The organism is Mesonia algae, assembly GCF_003253545.1.
GTDB lineage: Bacteria > Bacteroidota > Bacteroidia > Flavobacteriales > Flavobacteriaceae > Mesonia > Mesonia algae.
Window position 1 is genome coordinate 56,367 of the sequence record NZ_QKYV01000003.1, and the last position, 25,054, is coordinate 81,420.

21 protein-coding genes are annotated in these 25,054 nt (G+C 34.6%); 12 read left to right on the plus strand and 9 right to left on the minus strand.

Going from position 1 to position 25,054, the window contains the following annotated elements; all coding sequences use genetic code 11:
* Nucleotides 1–109 precede the first annotated feature (109 nt).
* Both LX95_RS05545 and LX95_RS05550 read right to left on the minus strand, forming a co-directional pair.
* A complete protein-coding gene (locus tag LX95_RS05545) occupies nt 110–2,818 on the minus strand; it encodes a carboxypeptidase-like regulatory domain-containing protein (RefSeq protein ID WP_111540450.1) in 2,709 nt (902 codons plus the stop codon).
* Nucleotides 2,819–2,883: 65 nt separating this feature from the next.
* On the minus strand, nt 2,884–3,747 hold the full coding sequence (locus LX95_RS05550) for a GLPGLI family protein (protein WP_111540451.1): 864 nt from the start codon (nt 3,745–3,747) through the stop codon (nt 2,884–2,886).
* Nucleotides 3,748–3,882: 135 nt separating this feature from the next.
* Between LX95_RS05550 and LX95_RS05555 the strand changes: the two genes are divergently transcribed.
* From LX95_RS05555 to LX95_RS05590, 8 genes are read left to right on the plus strand one after another with little or no spacing between them, the layout of a single operon-like run.
* On the plus strand, nt 3,883–5,247 hold the full coding sequence (locus LX95_RS05555; RefSeq protein ID WP_111540452.1) for an acyl-CoA dehydrogenase family protein: 1,365 nt from the start codon (nt 3,883–3,885) through the stop codon (nt 5,245–5,247).
* A 12-nt stretch (nt 5,248–5,259) separates the two neighbouring features.
* Nucleotides 5,260–6,189, plus strand: a complete 930-nt coding sequence (locus tag LX95_RS05560; protein ID WP_111540453.1) for a 2-hydroxyacid dehydrogenase — start codon at nt 5,260–5,262, stop codon at nt 6,187–6,189.
* A gap of 45 nt (nt 6,190–6,234) precedes the next feature.
* Nucleotides 6,235–7,992 carry an SLC13 family permease gene (locus LX95_RS05565; RefSeq protein ID WP_111540454.1) on the plus strand — a complete coding sequence of 586 codons (1,758 nt, stop codon included), beginning with the start codon at nt 6,235–6,237 and terminating at the stop codon, nt 7,990–7,992.
* A gap of 44 nt (nt 7,993–8,036) precedes the next feature.
* A complete protein-coding gene (locus LX95_RS05570) occupies nt 8,037–8,315 on the plus strand; it encodes a DUF202 domain-containing protein (RefSeq protein ID WP_317047017.1) in 279 nt (92 codons plus the stop codon).
* Nucleotides 8,316–8,319: 4 nt separating this feature from the next.
* Nucleotides 8,320–8,664: a DUF6122 family protein gene (locus LX95_RS05575; RefSeq protein ID WP_111540456.1), complete on the plus strand. Its 345-nt coding sequence runs from the start codon at nt 8,320–8,322 to the stop codon at nt 8,662–8,664.
* A 9-nt stretch (nt 8,665–8,673) separates the two neighbouring features.
* Nucleotides 8,674–9,462 carry a hypothetical protein gene (locus LX95_RS05580; protein WP_111540457.1) on the plus strand — a complete coding sequence of 263 codons (789 nt, stop codon included), beginning with the start codon at nt 8,674–8,676 and terminating at the stop codon, nt 9,460–9,462.
* 5 nt (nt 9,463–9,467) lie between these two features.
* Nucleotides 9,468–10,082 carry a deoxynucleoside kinase gene (locus LX95_RS05585; protein WP_111540458.1) on the plus strand — a complete coding sequence of 205 codons (615 nt, stop codon included), beginning with the start codon at nt 9,468–9,470 and terminating at the stop codon, nt 10,080–10,082.
* Nucleotides 10,083–10,093: 11 nt separating this feature from the next.
* Nucleotides 10,094–10,768 (plus strand): sterol desaturase family protein, encoded by a 675-nt coding sequence (locus tag LX95_RS05590; protein ID WP_111540459.1) that lies wholly within the window; start codon nt 10,094–10,096, stop codon nt 10,766–10,768.
* A gap of 49 nt (nt 10,769–10,817) precedes the next feature.
* On the opposite strand, the gene LX95_RS05595 is transcribed toward LX95_RS05590, so the two are convergent.
* The 6 genes from LX95_RS05595 to LX95_RS05620 all read right to left on the minus strand — a co-directional run bounded on the left by LX95_RS05595 (nt 10,818) and on the right by LX95_RS05620 (nt 19,862).
* On the minus strand, nt 10,818–11,834 hold the full coding sequence (locus LX95_RS05595; RefSeq protein WP_111540460.1) for an App1 family protein: 1,017 nt from the start codon (nt 11,832–11,834) through the stop codon (nt 10,818–10,820).
* 12 nt (nt 11,835–11,846) lie between these two features.
* Nucleotides 11,847–13,109 carry an MgtC/SapB family protein gene (locus LX95_RS05600; RefSeq protein WP_111540461.1) on the minus strand — a complete coding sequence of 421 codons (1,263 nt, stop codon included), beginning with the start codon at nt 13,107–13,109 and terminating at the stop codon, nt 11,847–11,849.
* 106 nt (nt 13,110–13,215) lie between these two features.
* Nucleotides 13,216–15,537, minus strand: coding sequence for a sodium-translocating pyrophosphatase (locus LX95_RS05605; RefSeq protein WP_111540462.1), 2,322 nt, complete (start codon nt 15,535–15,537; stop codon nt 13,216–13,218).
* 211 nt (nt 15,538–15,748) lie between these two features.
* A complete protein-coding gene (locus LX95_RS05610) occupies nt 15,749–16,258 on the minus strand; it encodes an inorganic diphosphatase (RefSeq protein ID WP_111540463.1) in 510 nt (169 codons plus the stop codon).
* 76 nt (nt 16,259–16,334) lie between these two features.
* Nucleotides 16,335–18,830 (minus strand): DUF5686 and carboxypeptidase-like regulatory domain-containing protein, encoded by a 2,496-nt coding sequence (locus LX95_RS05615; protein ID WP_111540464.1) that lies wholly within the window; start codon nt 18,828–18,830, stop codon nt 16,335–16,337.
* Between the two features lie 54 nt (nt 18,831–18,884).
* The gene (locus tag LX95_RS05620; protein WP_111540465.1) at nt 18,885–19,862 is read right to left on the minus strand and encodes a pyruvate dehydrogenase complex E1 component subunit beta; all 978 of its coding nucleotides are present in this window, start codon (nt 19,860–19,862) and stop codon (nt 18,885–18,887) included.
* Between the two features lie 165 nt (nt 19,863–20,027).
* On the opposite strand from LX95_RS05620, the gene LX95_RS05625 reads away from it, so the two are divergent.
* The 4 genes from LX95_RS05625 to LX95_RS05640 all read left to right on the plus strand — a co-directional run bounded on the left by LX95_RS05625 (nt 20,028) and on the right by LX95_RS05640 (nt 24,208).
* Nucleotides 20,028–20,774, plus strand: a complete 747-nt coding sequence (locus tag LX95_RS05625; RefSeq protein WP_111540466.1) for an electron transfer flavoprotein subunit beta/FixA family protein — start codon at nt 20,028–20,030, stop codon at nt 20,772–20,774.
* A gap of 51 nt (nt 20,775–20,825) precedes the next feature.
* Nucleotides 20,826–21,794, plus strand: coding sequence for an electron transfer flavoprotein subunit alpha/FixB family protein (locus tag LX95_RS05630; RefSeq protein ID WP_111540467.1), 969 nt, complete (start codon nt 20,826–20,828; stop codon nt 21,792–21,794).
* A gap of 97 nt (nt 21,795–21,891) precedes the next feature.
* The gene (locus LX95_RS05635) at nt 21,892–22,521 is read left to right on the plus strand and encodes a bifunctional nuclease family protein (RefSeq protein WP_111540468.1); all 630 of its coding nucleotides are present in this window, start codon (nt 21,892–21,894) and stop codon (nt 22,519–22,521) included.
* 4 nt (nt 22,522–22,525) lie between these two features.
* Complete coding sequence (locus LX95_RS05640; protein WP_111540809.1) at nt 22,526–24,208, plus strand: NupC/NupG family nucleoside CNT transporter; 1,683 nt, start codon at nt 22,526–22,528, stop codon at nt 24,206–24,208.
* 69 nt (nt 24,209–24,277) lie between these two features.
* On the opposite strand, the gene LX95_RS05645 is transcribed toward LX95_RS05640, so the two are convergent.
* Nucleotides 24,278–24,916: an outer membrane beta-barrel protein gene (locus LX95_RS05645; RefSeq protein ID WP_111540469.1), complete on the minus strand. Its 639-nt coding sequence runs from the start codon at nt 24,914–24,916 to the stop codon at nt 24,278–24,280.
* Nucleotides 24,917–25,054: the final 138 nt, after the last annotated feature.

The following is a 25,054-nucleotide window of genomic DNA, read 5'->3' on the forward strand; positions in this document are numbered from 1 at the left end:
TATACTGGCGAGATTAACTCTGCAGCAATTGATGGCATTAACTGCGTTGATAAAATTGAAAAAAAACGCCAAGAAATCTTGACGTTTTTTTGCAACTATATAGGCTCGTTTATAAATTATATTTTATACTTGCCATGAGTATTCTAGGCTGTACAAAATATTGACTTGTGGTATTGTAATTTTCCGTAAAGCTATCGTTGTTTAAAGATTCTACATCTAACAAATTGGTTCCGTCAAGGCGGAATTCCCACGGACTATCTTTTTGTCGGTAAAACAAGCTTGCTCCAACAAAAGAGTACTCATTACTTACCGTATCTTCTTTGTTGGTATAGTTATAATAACTCCAATCGGCTTCAAAAGTGAAATCTTTTAAGAAGTCTACTTGAGCATTTACAAAAGGTCTATCGGTATAAAAAGTATTATCTCGACCTCCATTATTATAGTTGTTAATTAATCGGTTGTAACCTACTTCAAAATTTAGAGGAATTTTAAAATTAGACTCTACACTCGCTTGGTAGTTTTGTGTAAAATTCTCTGATTCAGTATTGATAAAATCCGATCCGTTCGCTACTAAACTATTGAGTTTACTATAAGATACTGAAGCGCTTAAGTTGGTTTTAATTTTTCTAAATGTTTTTTGAAAACGACCATTACCGCTTACGGTTTCATCTACAAAATTACTGTTGATGGGCGAAGAAACTTGATTAATTTGCTCGAATGCCGTGAAGGTTTTAATGGCATCTACTTTTCGGCTATAATTAATTCCGCCAAAAATATTGGTGAAGTTGTACATATTGATATTAAAATACCCCAAATTAACATTGTGATAAATGGCATTTTCTATATCTCTATTCCCTCTAAAAAGACGGTTATAATTATTAAACACATAGCCTTCAGCAAAATTATTCACATCGGTATATTCCGCTGTCATTTGATAATCTAAACGAATATTTTCACTTTTTTTCAGCTCAATTATGGTAAATAGATCTGGTAATACCATCGTATTACTTTCTGTATCTTCAATACCATTTTGTTGATTTTTCAACATATAATGATGTAAAGTAAGGCCTGGTGTAAACGTAAACTTACCGGTCTTAAACTTATAATGTGCTCCTAGAAATAAATCCGTAAAGTTATAAGTAACATCATTTACTAGATCTTGCTGAGAAAAAGCATTGGTTTCTCTTCCCGATAAACGTTGAAAGATGGAAGAGTCGAAATTTTGACTGCTTAAGGTAGATCCTAAAGTTAGATTAAGGTTGCTCTTATTATTAATTACATAGTAGTAATCAATTTTAGCATCTACTTTATTGCTTTCGATGGTTTTTTGTTGATTAACATCAAAACCTAAAGGGTCTTCTTGTAAAGGTAAAATGCCTGCAAAAGGCTGAATTTGAACTAAAGCATTATAAAACGGATCTTCTTTTTGATACAAATGCTGCACGTACCCTGCAAAAATATTTTTCTCGTTGAGGGTGTAATACACATTTAAGTTTTGATTGATAGAGAAAGGGTCGTTTTCTTTATTCTCTTCTATTGGATTTACCACAGCACCATCAGAAAATATAGAAAGTACATCTGAATATTCTTCTTGCTTAGATTTTTTCCCTAAAACATCATAGTCCAATTGAAAATTTGCGTTAGGCTTATAAACTGTACTTAATTTTAGCATCCCCAAGCGATTAGCTTGTTCGCTATTATTGGTTGTGGTTTCTTCTACTCCATCTCTCACATACGTACGAATCGATTTTTGTACAAAATCGGTTTCATTATCACTAAATATAGCGAAACCACTTACGTCTAGTCCGTCATTGATTTCCTGACTAAAATTGGCTGCACCAAACTTTGTTCTAATTTCGTTAGCTCGGTTATTCTGCATTATTAAGAAGCCTAACCCACTGTCGTTAATACTAAAATTAGTACCTCCACGCTGATTAAAGTTTCTAAACCCTCCCGTAAAATTAAAATAGTCCCTAAAAGTGAAAGGAACATCGCCTGTATTATTTGCATTCCCTATAAGGTTTATACTCGTTTCAGGGCTGTAATAAAACAATTTTGTAGAAGCTAGGTAACGAGTTTTATCTCCGTCTCCTAAGCCGCCTTCTATTTCTCCAAACCAAAAATTCTTTTTCCCTTCTTTAAGTTTAATATTAACCGCAATATTATCTTGATCATTTCCCAAACCTCTAAGCTGTCCTACATCATTGTGATTTTTTAAAACCTCAACTTTTGAAACAGCGTCTGCTGGAATATTTTTTGTCGCAATTTTAGAATCACCATCAAAGAAATCTTTTCCTTCAACCATGACTTTACTCACTTTCTTCCCTTCAATCTCAATCTCACCATCGTCATTTACTTCTACCCCAGGAAGTTTTTTTAACACATCACCTAATTTACGTTCAGTCCCATTGGTAAAAGAATCGGCATTATATACGATGGTATCTCCTTTAATTGTCACGGGCATTTCGTAAACCAACTCTACACCTTCTAGTTCATTTTCATTAGAAAACAAGGAGAAATCGAGCTGAATATCCTCACTATCTTCAGGAATTTGAATGGTTTTTTCTGAAGGTTTTAAACCCAAGAAACTCGCCACTAATTTATATTCCGCTCCCGCAGAAACATTAAAATTAAATTCTCCTTTAGGATTGGTAATCGCATAGTTTTCTAAACTTCCATCTGCAGTATTGTTGGCAATAATATTTGCGAGCTCCAAAGGATTTCCCAAACTATCTTTAACCGTACCCGAAATTTTTACAGATTGTGCAAATAAGCTTCCGCTGAAAAGCAAAAGAAGTACAAGTATTAATTTTTTCATAAAGTGTTTTAATGAGTAGAAATGTGGTTAATTAAAGTAATGGACAACACCTAATAATTTATTTGTTAGAAACCTCCTCGTCCTCTACCTCTTCGATTACCATTCCCATAACGATCCATCATTTCTTGCGTCTTCTCCTCAGTAATTTTAGAAAATTCTTCTCGAGTCACTTCTTCTCCACTATCTGGTACTTCTATATTAATTTCTTCTTTAGGGTTTAAAACTACTTTACTACATAAAATCGTGGTGTTTCCTAAGTTTACTTCTAAAATAAGACCTGGCAATCCTTGGTAACCATTTGGCCCTTGCTTTACTGGGATTTGAGGCGTATACCAAACGGTCAAGTTCTCAAGATCTTTAAGTAACTCCTCTTGTTTCTTTAGCATCGTACTGTCCACCTCTTCGTCATTTTTCTCTCTCCATTCTTTTGCTCGCTTTCTTGCTTTCTTCCACATATCATCGTTCTTTTTTACTGCGGTAGCTTTAAAAGCAGCATATTGTCCAATCATTTTGCTTTCCTTTTCTAATTTCCATTCAAGAACTTCTAGTGTGTCTTTAATAAGAAATTTCTTCCCCATTAATTCATTTTCTTGAGCGTAGATATTCTCTTTAACGTCCATATAAGTGGCTCCTTGAGAGAACATACCTCCCATCATCGCACCAAAACCTCCTTCTGGTGCTAAGCTTTCTTCTTCTTCATATAAAGATTCTCCATTGTTAAACGTAAGCGTGTATGTTTTTTCTAACATCGACTTCATACGCTCTTTTATTTGTTGCTTCATTTGTTCAGACATTTTCTGACCTCCAAAAGCGTCTAAATCTATTGTGGTTTTAGACTTATAAGTAGCTATTCCCGAAACTTCTTGAGCTCGAAGATTGGCAAATATCATTATACTGAAACATGCTAATCTTATCATCCATTTTTTCATGACTTTCATATTTTGTTATTACCTATAAGACTGTTGAAAAATGTTTTTGTTACATCGATTAATTTCTTCTTAATTCTTTAACAGATTGCTATAGATATTATCTATATTTTTAAAAGTATAAAAAAACCACACATCATGTCTTTATTAGGGAAAATTAAAAGCACTATGGGACTACTTAAAGAAGTAGACTTAAACAAACTTGCTACCATCAACGAAAAAATAGATCTAAAACAAGCTATGGATGCTTTGGGAGATTTAGATGACAGGCAGCTTAAAGGCCTAATGAAAATGCTTACCAGCAAGGCAAAAAAGGGACAGCATCAACTGCCTCCTATAGATGGAGATTTTTATAATTTAGATTTAAAACTTTCTTCTGCACAGCGCGATTTACAAATGAAGGTGCGTAATTTTATGGAAGATGAGATAAGACCCTTGGTAAACGACCATTGGAACCGTGCAAAATTCCCTATGGAAATCATTCCAAAATTTGCCAAACTTAATATTACAGGAGTTCCTTATGAAGGTTATGACTGTCCCAATATGCCATTTCTTATGGAAGGAATTATCGCCCAAGAAATTGCTCGAGTAGATGTTTCTATCTCTACCTTTTTTGGCGTGCATAGCGGACTTGCTATGGGTTCCATTTACCTTTGCGGAAGTGAAGAACAAAAACAAGAATGGCTTCCGAAAATGCAAAAATTAGAAAAAATTGGCGCTTTCGGTTTAACCGAACCTAATGTTGGCTCTGCCGTTTCTCAAGGGATGGAAACCACTTGTAAATATGATGGGGAGAATTGGGTTTTAAACGGACAAAAAAAATGGATTGGCAATGCCACTTTTGCCGATGTAATTATTATTTGGGCAAAAGATATTGACTCTAAACGCGTGAAAGGCTTTTTAGTCCGTAAAGAAAATACAGGATTTAAAGCCGAAAAAATAGAAGATAAAATGGCTCTTAGAATTGTTCAAAACGCCCTCATTACTTTAACCGATTGTAAAGTTCCAGAAAGTGACCGCTTGCAAAATGCCAATTCATTTAAAGATACTGCAAAAGTATTGAAGATGACGCGTGCTGGGGTAGCTTGGCAAGCGGTGGGTTGTGCCCGAGGAGCTTATGAAAGCGCCTTAAAATATACCAAAAAAAGAGAGCAATTTGGCAGACCTATTGCTTCTTATCAATTAATTCAAAATCATTTGGTAGAAATGCTTTCTAATCTTACCGCTATGCAAACTATGGTTTTTCGTCTTTCAGAAATGCAAGATCAAGATATTTTAACCGATGAACACGCCTCGTTAGCCAAAGTATATTGTAGTATGAGAACCCGAGACGTGGTAAGTAGAGCAAGAGAAGTGTTGGGTGGTAATGGTATTTTACTAGAACACGATGTAGCCCGCTTTGTGGCCGATGCCGAAGCTATTTACAGCTATGAAGGCACCAAGGAGATCAACTCGCTTATTGTGGGTAGAGCCATTACAGGTTACAGCGCATTTGTCAACTAAAAAAATAAACCTATGAAAATTGTTATTATAAGTCCAGATCATGATACCCGAGCATGGGAAGACGCCATGTGGGATGAAAATCAAGATCTAGAAATAGAAATTTACCCAGACGATACCGAGAGAGAAAAAACAGATTTTATCTTAGCTTGGAATCCTCCTGAAGGTGTTTTTAAACACTATCCCAATTTAAAAGTAGTGGCTTCTATGGGTGCAGGAATAAGACATCTTACAAAAAATAAATCGCTTCACGCGGAAGTTACCGTTACTAAAATTGAAGATGACCAACTCATTGAAGATTTACAGTATTTTGTACTGACTAGCGTTTTAAATTACTGTAGAAACATTCCTTATTACGTCATTCAGCAGCAGCAAAAAAATTGGAATCGCATTTCGTATCACCGACCTAAAGAAACCCATGTTGGAGTTTTAGGGTTAGGAAACATTGGTCTTCCTGTTGCTCAACTTTTAGAGAAAAACAACTTTAAAGTGAGCGGCTGGTCTAATTCCGAAAAGGAAATAGAAAACATCGACACCTTTGCCGGAAGAGATCAACTTCCTAATTTTTTAAAGGAATTGGACGTGATGGTTTGTTTACTTCCGTTAACCGATGATACCGAAGATATTTTAAATAAAGAGGTATTTAATCAACTTCCAGAAGGCGCTTACCTTATTAATGTAGGCCGTGGGTCTCACCTCGTAGAAAGCGACTTGTTAGAAGCAATTGAAGAGGGTACATTAAGCGGAGCTGCTTTAGATGTTTTTCAAGATGAACCCTTACCCAAAGACCATCCTTTTTGGGAAAACGAAAAAATAACTATTACTCCACATACCGCGAGCGTCACTCAACCATCATCTGTAGCACATCAAATTCTTGAAAACTATAAGAATTTAAAACAAGGAAAAGAATTAAAACATACTGTCTCTAGAAAGAAAGGGTATTAATTCTTTTGTGTATTTTTAATACGTAAAAACAGCTAAAGCTACACGATGCTCTACATTACCATTGGGATAATTGTGATTGGAATTTTTCTATTTGTAAAAGATTATTTTACGATAGATACTACCTCTATTTTAATTATGTCCCTTTTTATCATTGCTGGGGTTTTAAGTCCAGAAGAAGGCTTTGCTGGCTTTAATCATCCTGCCACGATTACCTTAGGCTGTATGTTTGTCATTAGCGCCGCCATCTTTAAATCGGGATTAATTGATGGGTTGAGCAGTAAGATCATTCAAATTGCTAAGCTCAATTATGTAGCTGCGTTAATGGTATTTTGCGTAACGGCTGCGGTATTTTCGGCTTTTATTAACGATACTGCGGTGGTAGCGATACTTATTCCCATGGCATTATTGGTATGTAGAGAAACGGGAATAGCTCCGTCAAGGTTATTAATTCCTATATCGTTTTCGGCATTATTTGGCGGTACGTGTACGCTTATTGGTACTTCTACCAATATTTTGGTAAGTAGTTATGCAAAGGAAAGTGGCTTAGAACCTTTTGGAATGTTCGAATTTTCCTTGGCTGCATTATGTTTATCGGTTATTGGCTTAGTATATATGTTTTTTGTTGCTCCCATTTTACTTCCGAAAAGAGAGTCTAAAGAATTGCTTTTAAAAACTGAAGCCGAAAAATACATTGCCGAAATTGAGCTTCAAGAAATTAATGATGATGTAGATATTAGCATTGCAAAATCACGATTGGTAAGAAAATTTAACGCTCAAATTTTAAGCATTAAACGTAAGCATACGTTGGTATATGAAATTAATGGAGAAACCACACTTCGTGCAGATGATAAAATAAAGATTTTAATAGATCCTGCCAATTTAGCTAAGCTTAGGGAGATTGAAAGCTATCATCTTATAGGAAATCAAAGCATTATTGACGATCATACCGAAAAGAAGATCTATGAAGTGATGATTCCTTATGGATCTGTTCTTGCCGGAAAAAATTTAAAGGAACTCAACTTTAGAAATCAATATTATGCATCGGTATTAGCTGTAAGGCAACGTAAAGAAATTACCACCAACGATGTTTCTCACATCAAATTAAGGGAAGGTGATTTGCTTTTATTGCTTGCCTCTACTAAAAGTTTAAATGCACTTACCGCAGAAAAACTTATGATTACCTTATCGGAATATCAAGGCGCTAAATTCAGTTTAAAAAGAGCTATTCCTACCCTATTGATTTTAATTGGAGTTATTTTAGCCGCAGCTCTAAATTTTACCTCTATTTTGATGAGTGCTTTAGTAGGAAGCTTGCTTATTGTTACTACTACTCTTATGACTCCTAAGGAAGCTTATGAGGCCATAGAATGGAAAGTTATTTTTATGATGGCAGGTGTGCTTTCTATGGGAAAAGCTTTAGAAAAAACTGGAGGTTCAGATATTATTTCGGCGTATGTATATCAAAATCTAGGAGATTTAGACCCTAGGATTACGATTAGCGTTATTTTTCTCATCACATTTTTATCAACAAACGTGTTGTCTAGCAAAGCTGCAGCAGCACTTATGACTCCGATAGTAATTAGTTTAGCAGGAGCCATGCAACTCAGTGAAAAACCCTTTTTAATCGCCGTGATGTTTGCTTGTTCTCTTACGTTTATGACCCCTGTTAGCTATCCTACCAATACGATGGTTTACGCTCCAGGAAACTATAAGTTCAACGATTATTTAAAAATAGGCACTCCGCTTAATTTTATCATTTGGATTGCCGCTTCATTTATTATTCCTTTATTTTTCCCATTTTAAGTATGAAAAAAGTAAAACTACATAATCCATTCAAACCCCGAATTATGGACGAGAAAAAGCTAAGAGAACACTTAGCTTTAGAACGAACCAAACTCGCCAACGAAAGAACTTTATTAGCTTACATAAGAGCCTCTTTATACCTACTCGTAGGTGGTACTGCATTGTTGCAATTAAAAGACAATGAAAATCTGCACATCATTGGCTATATCGCTCTTTTTATATGTGTGTTATTCATTATTATTGGTATATGGAGGTATATTATTCTAGAAAAGAAGCTAAAAGATTTACTTCTACCCGACGAAAATGATATAGAAAACAAGTAATTCCATGTTTCAAAATTTTGTTCATTATTTCTTGCATTTTGGATTCATTGCTTTATTCGCCTACCTATTTGATAAAAAAAACTGGAAGAAATATTATTTCGTCCTTTTAACAACTATGATTATAGATGTAGATCATCTTTGGGCTACCCCCATTTTTGACCCTAATCGTTGTAGTATTAATTTTCACACTTTTCATACCTATATCGCCGTAGGAGTTTACCTCGCTTTGTTGTTGCTTATAAAAAATAAAACTGCTAAAATTTTCTTTTTCGGATTACTATTTCACTTAGTTACAGATGCCATAGACTGTTTATGGACTAATGCTTGGGATTTAAAGGTTTTATTGTAACTTTAAAGTATGATTTTAAAAATTTTCATTCCTTTTTTAGTGATTTGTTTCTTATCTGAAAGTAAAGCCCAAGAGCTTAGCACTAAACTTATTTCCCAGCGACCTATAAGCGCAGAAAAATTTATTGGTGTTGACGAGTACGGAAATACCTACATTCAAACCAAAAACATATTTTATAAGTTAGAAAAGGACAAGAAATATCAATTTACAGATTTTCAACTAGGTAAACTTACTGCTGTAGATATTATAAACCCTTTACGGATTACCCTTTTTTATCGTGATATGAATACAGTAGTAGTTGTAGACAATCGCTTAAATGAAATAACTAGAATTAACTTTAATACACTCGCTAATTTTAGAACTGTTCTTTTTGCGCGTACGGCTAAAAATAATAGCCTGTGGATTTTTAATACCGATTTGCAACAATTAGAGTTGTTTGATTATCAAAACCAAAAGGTGATAAGTCACTCTCCGCCATTTAGTGAAGAAATTACTGATTTGCAGAGCAACTTTAATTTTGCTTGGATTCAATTAGAAAATAGCGTAGAAATGTTTAATATTTACGGTAGTTTTATACAAGAATTTAAGTTACCGAAAACAACTCATTTTCAAGTAAGTGATCAAAAAATGATCATCCAAAATGACGAAGGTTTTCAACTTTTAAAAGCTATACAAGGAGAATTTTTAAATCTCCCTATTTCTGAAAAACACGTTAAAGATTTTTACTTGAATAATGAAAACCTTTATCTTTACGATAATAAAAACGTATATCACTACCTAATTAACTTAGCAAAATAAATCTTATGCATGTAGCTATTGCCGGAAATATAGGAGCCGGAAAAACAACGCTGACCAAACTTTTGGCTAAACATTACAACTGGGAACCCCAGTTTGAAGATGTTCTTGAAAACCCTTATTTGGAAGACTTCTACAACACCATGGAGCGTTGGGCTTTTAACCTTCAGGTATATTTTTTAAACTCTAGGTTTCGACAAGTATTAGAAATCCGCGAAAGCGGCAAAAACATTATACAAGATCGTACGATATACGAAGACGCATTTATTTTTGCGCCCAACTTACACGCCATGGGGCTAATGACGAATAGAGATTTTAAAAACTATTCTTCTCTTTTTGATTTGATGGAAAGTGTTACCAGTGGTCCAGATTTATTAATATATTTAAGAAGCAGTATTCCTAATTTGGTCGCACAAATACATAAGCGAGGTAGAGATTATGAAAATACAATTTCTATTGATTATTTGAGCCGATTAAATGAACGTTATGAAGCTTGGATCGCTACTTACAACAAAGGGAATTTGTTGATCATAGATGTAGATGACATTAATTTTGTAGATAACCCTGAAGATTTGGGAGAAATAATCAACAAGATTGATGCAGAAATTAACGGATTATTTTAAAAATGTAAAAGATGGAATCGACGAAATTAAAAAGACCTAAACATAAAGGGTCACCAAAATTATTTGACAATCCTATTTTAGAAAAATTAACGCATACGCATATATCGTTACCCTTAATTATATTTTCGGTCATTGCAGCTGCGCTTATTTATTATGGTATTATTGAAAAAGGTTTCACGGCTCCTTCTATGATCTTATTATTTTTTGCCGGCTTGTTATTTTTCACCTTGATTGAATATATCATGCACCGCTATTTATATCATATTCCTGCAACTTCTGAACGTAAAAAGAAAATTTCATACACCATGCACGGGGTACATCACGATTATCCTAAAGACAAGTCTAGATTGGCTATGCCTCCTTTATTAAGTTTAATTATCGCTACTGTATTTTTTATTATTTATCGAGCGATTTTAGGAGATTATGCATTTGGTTTTTTAGCTGGTTTTTTAGTAGGTTACGCAGCTTATCTAGCAGTACATTATTCGGTTCACGCTTTTAAAGTGCCTAATAATTTTTTAAAAATACTATGGCATCACCACAGTATTCATCATTACAGAGAATCTGACAGGGCATTTGGAGTTTCTTCTCCGTTTTGGGATGTGATCTTTAGGACTATGCCTAGAAAAGACGCTAAAAATAAACGTCAAAAAACCAATGTGTTTATTGATCCAGAAACGACCTAAACAATTCTACATACAACATACAAAAGCGAAATCGTTGATCTCGCTTTTTTTATTTTATAAATCCGTTTTCTCTAGCATGTACGATGGCTTCATGAGAATCTTTCACCAACAAATAAGGGGTTTGATTATAACCGTGCATCATCTTTTCTACCAACTCTAATTTTTTTGCATTATTTATACTACGCAAATAAATAGCAAGCACCCTGCCGGGGAATTGACTAGCGATTTCTTTGTAAATTTCACCATCTTTCTCTCCGCTATCACCTATTAAAATAAAACTTAGCTTAGGATACATTTTAAAAACATTCACTATCTCGTGCTGTTTTTGTGGCTTTTTGCTTTGAGGTGTTTTTTTGCCAAAAAATGATTTGGAAAAGTCTCGAAGTAAAATAGGTCCTTTTGGAAAATTGTTATGTTTTAGAAACAATTCTAAATATCGGTATAAATTCCACGGACTGTGACTCACATAAAAAACAGGATTTACCGCTTTACCTGTCTTTCCTCGGTGTAATTTATGATAAAAATCTGCTGCCCCTTTTAGGGGAATTCTACTGCTTGCTGGTTTAAAAAAGGTATTAAATAAAACTCTAAATTTTAAGAAAGAGGCTACTCCAGTGTGTAATATGGTATCATCAATATCTGAAATTACTCCATATTCCGCTTTTTCACTGGGAATTAAAATTTCTCCAGGAAATCTATTTTGCGAAGTAATTTTCTTTAAAATATCTACATCGTCGTAAGAAACTTCATAAGATAGCCAGCCTTCGTCATTGCAAAATGATCTTAAACCTTTTGCGGGCTCATCAATATTAAAGTAACCTCTAGTATCGGTTTTTACCTTATATACGTTAAGACTGGATAGTTTTAAATTTAGAGTGGTATGTTTTATTTCATCGGTTTCAAAACGTTTCCAAGAATTAACCAATAGTTGGAACCAGTTATTTTTATTTAGATCTATAGACTCATCTTCTAAGGCTCTTCCTCTTGCATACAAATGTTTATCTGTACCATAGGATTGAAATGTGATGATTTGTAGAGGATCTTTTTTAAAAAGGTTAAAAAACATAAAATTTAAAATTTAAAAATACCAAGATGCTGGCCAAAGCCAAATTAAAAGTAATCCAAACGCTATAGAAAGTGACATCACTATCAATATCCATCTGGTAAGTTTTTTGCTCCCTGAAGCTATAGCAATGATCACCTTAAAAGCCAGATTTGAAATTACTGCTGTCATAATAAGTCGCCAGCCTAAAGCAGCATCAACTCCACCTCCAATCATTCGAGAAAGCGACAAGGTGATGGCATCTTTGTTGGCCAGTCCCCCAATAATGGAAGCGATATACAAACCTTGATTTCCGAATTCTTTTTCCGTAAAGGCTACCACTAATAATATTACCGAATAAATGACACCAAAGATTAAGGCACTTTTAAATTGCGCTGGATTTTTTGGCTCTGGAAGTTCTTCATTTTTTGTTTCTTTATTAATAAAGTAGAACATCGCTACACACAACAAACTCATAAAAACAAAAAGTGCCATAAAAGGAAGTATAATTTCTCCGATTTTATGAGGAACAATTACCGCTATTTCTATTAAAACCCTAATTAAGGAAACCGTTACGGCTACTAATATAACGAAGGCTGCTAACTTTACTCCTGCATTTTTTCCTTTGGTTTTTCTAGCAAAGCTTACCGTGGTTGCCGTACTACTTATAAGTCCGCCAAGGATACCATTAGAAATAAGTCCGGCTTTTTTGCCCAACCATTTATACACAAAATACCCAAAAACACTTATTCCTACAATAAGAGAAACCATTAACCATATATTTTTAGGGTTAAGGACATCTAGTGGTCCGTAAGTTTCGTCTGGAAGAATAGGCAAAATTACAAGGGTAATTCCCACAAACGTCATAATAGCCGATAAGTCTTTATCTTTCAATTTCTCAATAAATCCATGCAGGTGTTCTTTTACATAGAGTAGAATAGCTAAAAGCCCGCCTATCATCACCCCTATAATCTGGTTCCCTACCACAAGATAAGCTCCCACAGCAAACATGATGAGAGCAGCAACTTCGGTAGTTTGTCCCATGTTTTCACCAGGTGTTTGTTTTAACTTTACTACATTGGCCATTACCAATAAAGATGTTATGGCTAAAGCTAGTACAGGTAATAAATAAGGATTCTTAAATTCTATACTTAAAAAACCCGTAAGCGTACCCAAAATGGTAATTAGGGTAAATGTTCTTACCCCAGCCATTTTATTGTTGGTGGTTTCGCGTTGCATTCCTACCAACATTCCCAATCCAAATGAGATCCCTAGAGTTATAACGTCATCGTAGTTCATATAGATTTTTATCGTTTGGCCACACTATAATAGCAAAAACTCCGACATAAAAGTCGGAGTTTATAACATTTTTAACTTGAGGAAGTTGCCTCAAGTTTTTTATACATTATCTATTTTGTTCCTTTTTATTCTGAAAAACAACTTCTTCATTTTTCTTGATTTCGTAAATTGAGGTTGTTGAGTTTTCATTCTCTGAAACATCTTCCTTGTTCACCATTTCTTTTTGAACAATTGTAGATTCATTTTTATCTAAAATTACTCCAACTTCAATGTCGCTAGAATGATTCCCTAAAATAGGCGCAATGACCAAACCGACTAAACACGTAAGTTTAATTAGAATATTCATTGAAGGTCCAGAGGTATCTTTAAAAGGATCTCCTACCGTATCTCCTGTAACCGCAGCTTTGTGCGCATCGCTTCCTTTGTAAGTCATTTGACCGTTGATTTCTACTCCAGCCTCAAAAGATTTTTTGGCGTTATCCCAAGCTCCCCCAGCATTGTTTTGAAAAATAGCCCACATTACACCACTTACACAAACTCCAGCCATATATCCACCAAGTGGCTCAGCCCCAAATATAAGTCCGACAATGATCGGTGAAATGATGGTAATTAACCCTGGCAAAATCATTTCGCGCAAAGCAGCTTTGGTAGAAATATCTACGCATTTTGCATATTCTGGCGTAGCGGTTCCTTCCATAATTCCCGGAATTTCTTTAAACTGACGTCTTACTTCCTGCACCATTTCCATGGCTGCTTTTCCTACAGATTCCATCGCTAAAGCGGAAAAAATTACAGGAATCATCCCTCCTACAAAAAGGGCGGCAAGTACATCGGCTTTAAAAATATTGATACCATCAATTCCTGTAAAAGTTACATATGCAGCAAACAAAGCTAAAGCTGTTAATGCCGCTGAAGCAATGGCAAAACCTTTTCCTACCGCAGCTGTGGTATTTCCTACAGAATCTAGAATATCGGTACGTTCACGAACCTCATTGGGTAGTTCGCTCATTTCTGCCACCCCACCTGCATTATCTGCAATAGGTCCGAAGGCATCGATCGCCAATTGCATAGCTGTAGTAGCCATCATCGCCGAAGCCGCTAATGCCACTCCGTAAAATCCTGCAAATTCGTAAGAACCATAAATCGCTGCCGCAAATAATAACACCGATAAAAATGTAGATTTCATTCCTACAGCCAAACCTGCAATAATATTGGTAGCTGCTCCTGTAGAGCTATTTTTTACAATATTTAATACTGGTTTTTTCCCTAGACTCGTGTAATGCGCAGTCACCACCGAAATTAATGCTCCTACCGCCAAGCCTATAACTGCAGCCCAAAACACATTTATAGAAGGTATTTCTTTAATCCCTTCCCCAAAAAATTGCATTTGCATTGTTTGTGGAAGCATCCATTCAATTAAAAACCAACTTGCGATTAAGGTTAGAAATATAGCTACCCAATTTCCCCTATCTAATGCAGCTTGTACTTTACTTTCTTTGGCATCGTTAGACTTTATACTTACTAAGAAGGTTCCTATAATTGACGCCAAAATTCCTACTCCCGCTATTACCAACGGAAGCAAAATAGGCCCCATATTATTAAATGCATCTGTAAACGGGGTATCTCCAGACATATCTCTTATCAAATAATTTCCCAATACCATCGCCGCTAAAACTGTCGCTACGTAACTTCCAAATAAATCGGCTCCCATTCCCGCAACATCACCTACATTATCTCCTACGTTATCTGCAATAGTTGCAGGGTTTCTAGGATCATCTTCAGGAATACCAGCCTCTACTTTCCCCACTAAATCGGCTCCTACATCGGCAGCTTTGGTATAAATCCCTCCTCCTACACGAGCAAATAACGCAATTGATTCCGCGCCAAGCGAAAATCCCGCTAAGGTTTCTAACACAATCGTCATATCTGTATAAAATGTACCTGTATCGGTAATAAACTGACTGAGGAATAAAAGAAATAATAGGCTTAAACCTAGTACCGCTAAGCCGGCAACACCTAGCCCCATCACCGTTCCTCCACTAAAAGATACTTTTAATGCTTTAGGCAAACTTGTTTTTGCAGCTTCGGCTGTTCGGGCATTTGCTTCGGTAGCGATTCGCATACCTATATTTCCCGCTAAGGCAGAAAATACAGCTCCGATGATAAATGCAGGGATAATCATCCAACTCGTAGATTCGACCGCATAAGAAACTCCGTAAAGTGCAATGGAAGCAAGAACGACAAAAATGAGTAATAAGCGGTACTCTGCATTTAGAAAAGCGAGTGCTCCTTCTTTAATACTTTTTGAAATGGATTGCATTCGTTCACTTCCAGCAGATTGTTTTTTAACCCAATTTGCTTTTACAATCATAAAGATGATACCCAAAATAGCTAAAGCTATGGGTAAGAAAATAATATTTGACTCCATATAAAGATTGTTTAAAATTTGTTAAATCTAAACTTTATATGTGAAATTTCAATGTAATTAATAATGATTTTTACTTATAAGTAATCAATTCACATCAAAAACAAACTTCTGCTATCAAATTAATAACCCGATCTAAACAATTTAATTTAAAAGCAAAAAAAAAGCAACACTTTAAAAGTGTTGCTTTATATATAACTGTGGATCAAATAAATTATTTGATACTTACTTCTTCTCTTGGGATATCGCTATCTTCATATCGTTTGATACATTGGTTAACGATGTCTTTTGCTTCTTTAGCATCTCCCCATCCACCAACATCAACTTTCTTTTCTTCTAAGTCTTTATATACTTGAAAGAAATGCTCAATTTCTTTAATACGGTGTGGGTTTAACTCATTTAAATCGTTATATCTATTCCATATTGGATCGCTAACAGGTACACAGATAATTTTTTCATCTGGACCTTTTTCATCGGCCATATGAAAAACACCAATTGGTTTTACCTCTATCACACAACCAGGAAAAGTAGGTTCTGTTACCAATACCAATACATCTAAAGGATCTCCGTCTAAAGCTAAAGTTTCTGGAACAAAACCGTAGTCTGCAGGATACATCATTGAAGAAAAAATCATTCTATCGTAACGAATCTTTTTGAACTCAAAATCGTATTCGTATTTATTTCTACTTCCTTTAGGAATTTCTACTAAAACATCAAATGTCATTATACTTATTGTATTAATTATTTCTCAAAAAACAAGATTGCAAATTTAATAAATATCCTTGAATGAGCACTTTATTTTAGAAATAAAATCCGAATGAGCCAGTTACTCCAAAACTTCTTGCTCCTGGATTGTCAAAATAGTTTCCACGAAAGTGAGCATCTATACGAAATACTTTAAAGATATTGCCTACTCCCACACTATAAGACCAGTAAACTTGTTCACTTGGAGCGAATAAAACGGGATTGGAAGTAGAGGCATTTAATAACTGATTTTCTTCAGAAATATCACCAATTACTCCGCGAATAGAAACAATTTCTCTTAAATTCCAGTCTCTTACGATGGGGATTCTACTAAAAAACCTTCCGTTGAAGTTATGTTCTATATGCAAACTGGTGTAAGAATCGGTTACAAATTCATAGAAATCTAATAAAGGAAAGGTTCCGAAAATGGAAAATAAGGTTTGGTTTCCTGGCACTACATTTAGTAAACCTAAAGGTACTTCTCCAAAGGTTTTCCCAGCTTCAAAGGTTGAAGTTAGTTTACCAAAACCACCTACTTGCCAAGGTTGTCTGTAGAAAAATTGTACTCGTTTATAATCAAAGTCACTATCGATAAGATCTTTAACACCTAGGGAATAATTAAAGAAAAGACGAGCAAAATCACCGTCGTTTATAATTGTTCTATCTACTCCGTAGCCTGAGGTTTTTCTTCCAGGAGAATAACTTAAGATGGTAGAGATCTCGGTTTGAGTAATCTCGTTAGTGGTTTGTGTTCTTGCTTCATCTGTAAAATAAGCTAAGCTAAACTGATCTGAAGCCGATTTAAGCGTTCGGTAAGACCCACCTATTCTTATGTTAAAATTTTTAAGAGGCTCTAATTCAAAAGAAACGGTAGATAAATTAATATCGGTTAGACTGGTATTAGAACCCACCGTTATTAAAGAAGATGATGCAAGACTTCTTCCCAACACATCGTTGGTATTGGTTAAACTTGCTCCTAATTGCTCTATATCCCTGCGGTTTCCTCCTGAAACAATGAGTCGCGACCTTCTATCTAAAAGCCATTTTCCTGCGATACCATATTTAAATTTATCGTCTTTAAAACCATATGCGGTATAACCTTCAATACGCCAAGGATCATTTCTGCTAAAATAGGTTCTTCCTCCCATTCTTACCCTAATACCTTCTACATCATTATAACCGAAGGTTGAGAATATGGGTCCGAAATCAAAATTATCAAACTCTATATAACCTGATGCTAGTACACTTCCTATATTATACAATCGTTTAAAAGCTTTTACTGTTTTTAAAGTGTCGAGCATGGTATACACCTGCTTCTCATCTTTATTTAAACCTTCTAATCTATTGTTATCCCAAAAGGTACTGTCTCGATCATATACATACTCCTGATAAGGGTCTGCCCTTTCCTTATAGAATGCCGAGCCTTTTTCTATATCAAATTTATAATCGTCGTAAAGAGTGGTTCTCTTACCGTACACTCCGCGAGATTCTTGCTTTTTATTAAAAGCAAAATCAGACATAAAATGATCTCTTGTAATTAAGAACACAGAGTCATTTAAAACTTTAAAATCTTGCTCTATATAGATTTCTTTTACCCAGTTAATATTAGCGCTTTTAGTAACCTGAAGTTTAATATTCTTAATCGCCCACGTAGTATCGTTTACCCAAAAGTCCCCTTTAAACGTAAGTTCATTTTTACGCCTTGGGTAATAGACAATTTTGTAACACCATTTGTTATCGATAAAAGTACTATCTGCCAGCACATAATTATAATTATCTACTCCTGTTGTACTTAACGGGCTTACAAAGCTTTTATCGAAAAATTTCAAGTAATTATCATATACATTATAGTCGGCATACAAGTCTTTAATAAAAGCAATAAGGGTTTGATTGTCACTAAATCCTGAGTTTTTATTCCCTAAAAGAACTTCTTTCTCTTCATTAAGATTATTATCTCCATATACCTTATAAACAGCTTCATTTATAAAAATAGGTAGATATGTTTTTCCGGTAACGGTATTGGTATCGGTCTGATCAAAAATAAATTCCATCCCATTAAAAATTCTACTATTTACTAGTGAACTATCAATGGTATTTAAATCAAATTCTTGTTTCTCGTATTTTTTAAATTGGTATTGATCAAATTTTTTAACCCCGTTTTCGCGTCTATTTTCCCAGATTTTTTTTAAAATATCTATCGCAGGGTTATTTTTTTTAGAAGTTTTTCCTTGATAAATAACGACTTCAGATAAGGCATTCTCTTCCTCTTCTAAAATGATTTCCATTTTATAAGTCGTTGAACTTTCTAAATCAATCTTTTTAGATTTAAAACCAATGAATGAAAACACTACGCTTTTGTAGGATTTATCTGACTGTATATAGTAACTACCATCATCGTTCGTAATCGTACCTTCAGATGAATTAGAAAATACGACGTTAACAAAAGGAATGGGATCACCATTAGTGTCTTTTACGTAACCTCCAATTTTGGTTTGCGCGTAACCAATAGAGCCTAGAAATAATAGTGTAAGAAGTAAAAAGTTAAATTTCATAAATAAAAAAAGCCTTATCTAAAATGATAAGGCTTCAAATATAGGAGTATAATTTTATTTATACATTACCTTTTTTACAGCTTTAACAACATCTTCACTATTTGGCAACCATTCTTTTAAAAGAACAGGTGAATATGGCGCAGGTGTATCTGCCGTATTAATTTTTAATATAGGAGCATCTAAAAAGTCAAATGCTTGTTCTTGTACTTGGTAAGAAAGCTCTGTAGAAACATTTCCAAAAGGCCAAGCCTCCTCTAATATCACTAATCTATTAGTTTTCTTTACGGAAGCAATTACAGTTTCATAATCTAATGGTCTTACTGTTCTTAGATCAATAATTTCACAAGAGATTCCTTCTTCTTCTAATTTTTCCGCAGCAGCGTAAGCTTCTTTAATAATTTTTCCAAAAGATACGATTGTCACATCTTCTCCTTCTCTTTTTATATCTGCTTTTCCTATTGGAATGGTATACTCTTCTTCTGGCACTTCACCTTTATCCCCATACATTTGCTCACTCTCCATAAAAATCACTGGATCTTCATCTCGTATAGCTGACTTTAATAATCCTTTTGCATCATAAGGATTTGAAGGAACGATAACTTTTAAACCAGGACAGTTTGCATACCAACTCTCAAAAGCCTGTGAGTGCGTAGCTCCTAATTGTCCCGCCGAAGCAGTTGGTCCTCTAAAAACAATAGGACAATTAAATTGCCCTCCAGACATTTGTCTAATTTTAGCAGCGTTATTTATGATTTGATCTATTCCTACTAAAGAGAAATTAAATGTCATAAACTCTACGATAGGACGAGTTCCCACTAAGGTAGAACCCACTCCAATACCACTAAATCCAGCTTCAGATATAGGGGTATCTATCACCCTTTCTGGCCCAAACTCATCTAACATGCCTTTAGATGCTTTGTAAGCTCCATTATATTCAGCAACTTCTTCACCCATTAAATAAACGGCTTCGTCTTGACGCATTTCTTCGCTCATCGCTTCGCAAACCGCCTCTCTAAATTGAATTGTCCTCATGATAACTGTTATCTATAATTTTTAACCAACGCAAAAGTAAACATTCACATGTCTAAATACTATAACTTTTCAGGAAAAAATTATTATGCAAGCATAGTATTTTTAAGTATATTTTATTATATTCGCAGTACATTTTTTAAATAGCACAAAAAAACTATAGAACACATGAAAATATTAGTCTGTATAAGTCACGTACCAGATACCACATCAAAAATAAATTTTACAGATGGGGATACCAAGTTTGACACCAATGGCGTTCAGTTTGTAATTAACCCTAATGACGAGTTTGGACTAACTCGTGCAATGTGGTTCAAAGAAAAACAAGGAGCCAGTGTAGATGTCGTAAATGTTGGAGGCGCTGAAACTGAACCTACTTTAAGAAAGGCACTTGCTATTGGAGCAGACAATGCCATTAGAGTAAATACTGAAGCTAAAGATGGTTTTCAAGTAGCTAAAGAATTAGCTAAAGTAGCCAAAGATGGTAATTACGATTTAGTCATTGCAGGTAGAGAATCTATTGATTATAACGGAGGAATGGTACCAGGAATGATGGCAAAGATCTTAGGTGCTAATTTTGTAAACACTTGTGTAAGCTTAGAAGTTGACGGAGATAAAGCTACCGCTATTAGAGAAATAGACGGAGGTAAAGAAACACTTACAGCAAGTCTACCATTAGTAATTGGAGGACAAAAAGGATTAGTAGAAGAAAGCGATCTTAAAATCCCAAATATGAGAGGGATTATGATGGCAAGAAAAAAGCCTTTAAATGTAGTTGAACCTTCAAATGCTGAAGCTTTTACTTCTTCTGAAAAATTTGAAAAACCAGCTCCTAAAGGAGATGTAAAATTAGTTAGCGAAGATAATCTTGACGAATTAATTAACTTATTACATAACGAAGCAAAAGTAATTTAAGCTTTTGAAATTGTTAAATCAGTTAATTTTATAAACTCTAAAAATAAAAACATGTCAGTTTTAGTATATATAGAATCCGAAAACGGAAAATTTAAAAAAGCCTCTTACGAAGCTGCTTCATACGCAAAAGGAGTTGCAGATCAATTAGGCACAACAGTTACCGCAATAAGTATTAATGCAAATGATAACGCATCTTTAGGAAACTATGGAGTTTCTAAAGTATTAAATGTGGCTAATGATAAATTAGCTAAATTTAATGCCGAAGCCTATGCAGATGCTATCGCTCAAGCTGCAAAAAATGAAGATGCAAAAGTAGTGGTTATCGGTCAAACGGCTAACGACAAATATATCGCTCCAATTTTGGCAGTAGATCTAGAAGCAGGTTACGCTTCTAATGTGGTAGAATTACCAAGCAGCACAGCGCCTTTTCAAGTAAAAAGAACTGCTTTTACTAACAAAGCTTTTAATGTAACTAACATTTCTACAGATGTAAAAGTTATTGGGGTTTCTAAAAATGCTTACGGCTTGGTAGAAAACAATACAGAAGCTTCTATAGAAGACTTCGCTCCTACTTTAGCCGATGGAGATTTTACGGTAAACGTAGAGTCTGTTGATAAAGCAAAAGATAAAGTTACTATTGCAGATGCAGAGATAGTAGTTTCTGGTGGTAGAGGATTAAAAGGTCCTGAAAACTGGGGAATGATAGAAGACCTTGCTGAAACTCTTGGTGCTGCAACTGCATGCTCTAAACCTGTAAGTGATATGGGGTGGAGACCACATAGCGAACACGTAGGGCAAACAGGAAAACCAGTTGCTTCTAACTTATATATTGCTGTGGGTATCTCTGGAGCCATCCAACATTTAGCTGGTATTAATGCTTCAAAAACTAAAGTTGTCATCAATAACGATCCAGAAGCTCCTTTTTTTAAAGCAGCAGATTATGGAATTGTAGGTGATGCTTTTGAAGTCTTACCAAAGCTTACAGAAAAATTAAAAGAATTTAAGGCGAATAACGCATAATTTTTATAAATTGTGCCCCTAATTTATAGGGCGGTCTAAATATGTAATGTCCTTATTTAGACCGCTTTTTTATTTATTATTTTTGATTTTTTGATGTATGAGTTTAGTGCGTTTAACGATTAAAGGAATTTCTTACAGCCAAACCCAAAATGGAGCTTACGCCTTATTGCTAAGTGAAATGGAAGGCCAAAGACAACTTCCCATAGTCATCGGTGCTTTTGAAGCACAATCTATTGCGATTGCTTTAGAAAAAGACATAAGACCTCCACGACCCTTAACTCACGATCTTTTTAAAAGCTTTTCAGATCGCTTTTCAATTCAAGTGAAACAAGTGATTATTCATAAGTTGGTAGATGGGGTTTTCTATTCTAGCCTTATTTGCGAACGTGATAAAATAGAGGAAATTATCGACGCTAGAACCAGCGATGCTATTGCATTAGCACTACGTTTTAACGCGCCTATTTTTACCTATCAAAACATTCTTGAAAAAGCTGGGATCTATCTTAAAACCGATGAGAAAGAAGATGAAGATGATCCTTTACAAGAAACTCAATTGATGATCAATAAAGAATTTGATGAAGAAGATTTGGGTGAGGATAGTTCTTCTAAAAGTGAAACTCCTAAAAAATCAATTCAAGACTTAGAAAAGGAATTAGAAAAAGCTGTGAATAAAGAAGATTATGAAGAAGCAGCAAGGTTAAGAGATGAAATCTCAAAAAGAAAATAATTTTATGAAAAGACAGTTACAAATTATTTTCTTCTTTTCTATGATTAGTTTAGGCTTCGTAAATGCTCAAACTATAGAAAAAGACTGGAAAATTGAGAGTTCTCAAACTACATCATTAGATTTTGATGAACTTAACCTCCAGAGCGGAGTTTTTCAATACAGCTTTAAAGACAGTATTTCCGCTAAGGGAAATTACCTTCTACAAAATAAATTATTACTTTTTTTTTACGATCAGCCACAAGACAGTATTCGTAAATTTAAGATTTCTACGCTCACAGATTCTACACTTACTTTAATCGAAAATGAGAAAGAAATACAGCTTTCTCAAGTAAATTCTGTAGCCAAAGAAACCTTATTACTTCCTACGAAGAATATTATAAAAAGTAAAGGCTTTACCTTTCAAAGTTTTTGGCGCGGAGCCTTAGGGATGTTCTCTTTATTAGTGATCGCATTCTTACTAAGCAGCAACCGCAAAGCCATTAATTGGAAAACGGTTGGTGTTGGACTTGGGGCTCAACTTCTCTTAGCTTATGGAGTCTTAAGAGTTTATTGGGTACAAGTAGCTTTTGAATTTGTAGGAAAAATATTTGTCAAAATATTAGATTTTACCGCTGCGGGGAGTGAGTTTTTACTTGGCGGAATGATGGATGTAGAAAGCTTTGGCTTTATATTCTTATTTCAAGTATTACCTACTGTTATTTTCTTTTCCGCATTAACTTCTATACTATTTTATTTAGGAGTCATTCAAGTGGTTGTTAAGGGGCTGGCTTGGGTGCTTACCAAGTTGATGGGCATCTCTGGGGCAGAAAGCTTAAGTGTTGCTGGAAACATTTTTTTAGGACAAACTGAAGCTCCATTAATGATTAAAGCTTATTTAGAGCGAATGACCAAATCTGAAATTCTTTTGGTGATGGTTGGTGGTATGGCTACCGTAGCTGGTGGAGTTTTAGCAGCCTACATTGGTTTCTTAGGTGGCGATGATCCTGTTGTTCGATTAGAGTTTGCGAAACATTTATTAGCAGCATCTGTCATGGCTGCACCTGGCGCTATTATTATATCTAAAATATTATATCCTCAGCAGGAAAAAATCAATACAAGTGTAGAAGTTTCAGAAGAGAAAATAGGAACTAATATCTTAGATGCTATCGCTAATGGAACTACCGAAGGTCTTAAACTAGCTGCAAACGTTGGGGCTATGCTACTGGTTTTTGTAGCCCTCATCGCTATGATTAATTATGGTTTTGCTAAAATTGGAGATTGGACTTACCTTAACGGATTTTTAGCCGAAAACACCCCCTACCAAAGTTTTTCTATTGAAGCTATTTTAGGAACCGTTTTCGCTCCTCTTATGTGGTTAGTAGGTGTGGCCACCGAAGATATGATGCTTATGGGACAACTCTTAGGAATTAAACTTGCCGCAAGCGAATTTGTAGGTTACATTCAATTAGCCGAATTAAAAGATCCTGCAACAGCATTAAGCCTTACTTATGAGAAATCAATAATAATGGCTACCTATATGTTATGCGGATTTGCCAATTTTGCTTCTATTGGGATTCAATTAGGAGGTATTGGCTCTTTAGCACCAGGACAACGTAAAACACTATCTAAATTTGGTTTAAAAGCTGTGATTGGAGGAACGTTAGCTTCATTACTTTCAGCCACTATCGCTGGGATGATTATTGGATAGATATCTCATTAAAAAAGCTTGCAATTAAAAATATTAAATGCAAGCTTTTCTTTTAATTGAAAAATCTTTTTACAAGCTGTACCTTAATCCAAGGTTAAAAACGTTATTATTAAACTTCAGTTTATCTTTATCATTTTCATATCCCATCAAACTAGAATCAAAACATAAAACTGCTGTAAAATTTTGTGAAATCTCTTGTTCTAATCCTAAACTAAATAAATAACCAAAATCTAAATCCACATCCTCTAAATCTGTCGAGTTTTCAATATTACTCACTTCATAATTATAAACATAATTTAAAAAACCACCTACACCAGCGACGAATTTTGTATTGCTCAACACACTGTTTTCATTTTTACCTAATCTATAAACTGCACTAAATTTTAAAGGTATCCTTAAATAGTCTGACTGCAAACTCGTCTGTCCTATACTGGAAAATAAGTTAGCATTATAAGTAGCCGTTTCAACCCCCAAACCAATTCTCCAACTTACAAAACTTTCATTTTTAAAGTCATAAATAAGATTTAATCGAGCTCCAGAAACTGAGCCATTAAGGTCTTTAAACTCTTCCGAGTTAAGTATTGAGTTTCCTAAACTAAAATTTAACCCCAAACTAAAATTTGACGTTTCTTTCCGTTCCTCTGTTTGAGCATGTAGAGTAAAACTAACAAAAAACAAAATGAAACAAGTAAAAATATAATTTTTCATAAAATATTGATTTATAGTTAAAACATTAACGCAATTCAATAAAAATATATTGCAACAATTCACTTTGAAAAAGATCTATATTGAATATACATTTAAAAAGTTTTCGCTTTCGCGGAATTATATAGAAGTTAAAAATTA

Bases quoted from the DNA above. Each gene is read 5' to 3' on its own strand.
- LX95_RS05545 (WP_111540450.1), bottom strand. From the start codon at position 2,818: ATGAAAAAATTAATACTTGTACTTCTTTTGCTTTTCAGCGGAAGCTTA.
- LX95_RS05550 (WP_111540451.1), bottom strand. From the start codon at position 3,747: ATGAAAAAATGGATGATAAGATTAGCATGTTTCAGTATAATGATATTT.
- LX95_RS05555 (WP_111540452.1), top strand. From the start codon at position 3,883: ATGTCTTTATTAGGGAAAATTAAAAGCACTATGGGACTACTTAAAGAA.
- LX95_RS05560 (WP_111540453.1), top strand. From the start codon at position 5,260: ATGAAAATTGTTATTATAAGTCCAGATCATGATACCCGAGCATGGGAA.
- LX95_RS05565 (WP_111540454.1), top strand. From the start codon at position 6,235: ATGCTCTACATTACCATTGGGATAATTGTGATTGGAATTTTTCTATTT.
- LX95_RS05570 (WP_317047017.1), top strand. From the start codon at position 8,037: ATGGACGAGAAAAAGCTAAGAGAACACTTAGCTTTAGAACGAACCAAA.
- LX95_RS05575 (WP_111540456.1), top strand. From the start codon at position 8,320: ATGTTTCAAAATTTTGTTCATTATTTCTTGCATTTTGGATTCATTGCT.
- LX95_RS05580 (WP_111540457.1), top strand. From the start codon at position 8,674: ATGATTTTAAAAATTTTCATTCCTTTTTTAGTGATTTGTTTCTTATCT.
- LX95_RS05585 (WP_111540458.1), top strand. From the start codon at position 9,468: ATGCATGTAGCTATTGCCGGAAATATAGGAGCCGGAAAAACAACGCTG.
- LX95_RS05590 (WP_111540459.1), top strand. From the start codon at position 10,094: ATGGAATCGACGAAATTAAAAAGACCTAAACATAAAGGGTCACCAAAA.
- LX95_RS05595 (WP_111540460.1), bottom strand. From the start codon at position 11,834: ATGTTTTTTAACCTTTTTAAAAAAGATCCTCTACAAATCATCACATTT.
- LX95_RS05600 (WP_111540461.1), bottom strand. From the start codon at position 13,109: ATGAACTACGATGACGTTATAACTCTAGGGATCTCATTTGGATTGGGA.
- LX95_RS05605 (WP_111540462.1), bottom strand. From the start codon at position 15,537: ATGGAGTCAAATATTATTTTCTTACCCATAGCTTTAGCTATTTTGGGT.
- LX95_RS05610 (WP_111540463.1), bottom strand. From the start codon at position 16,258: ATGACATTTGATGTTTTAGTAGAAATTCCTAAAGGAAGTAGAAATAAA.
- LX95_RS05615 (WP_111540464.1), bottom strand. From the start codon at position 18,830: ATGAAATTTAACTTTTTACTTCTTACACTATTATTTCTAGGCTCTATT.
- LX95_RS05620 (WP_111540465.1), bottom strand. From the start codon at position 19,862: ATGAGGACAATTCAATTTAGAGAGGCGGTTTGCGAAGCGATGAGCGAA.
- LX95_RS05625 (WP_111540466.1), top strand. From the start codon at position 20,028: ATGAAAATATTAGTCTGTATAAGTCACGTACCAGATACCACATCAAAA.
- LX95_RS05630 (WP_111540467.1), top strand. From the start codon at position 20,826: ATGTCAGTTTTAGTATATATAGAATCCGAAAACGGAAAATTTAAAAAA.
- LX95_RS05635 (WP_111540468.1), top strand. From the start codon at position 21,892: ATGAGTTTAGTGCGTTTAACGATTAAAGGAATTTCTTACAGCCAAACC.
- LX95_RS05640 (WP_111540809.1), top strand. From the start codon at position 22,526: ATGAAAAGACAGTTACAAATTATTTTCTTCTTTTCTATGATTAGTTTA.
- LX95_RS05645 (WP_111540469.1), bottom strand. From the start codon at position 24,916: ATGAAAAATTATATTTTTACTTGTTTCATTTTGTTTTTTGTTAGTTTT.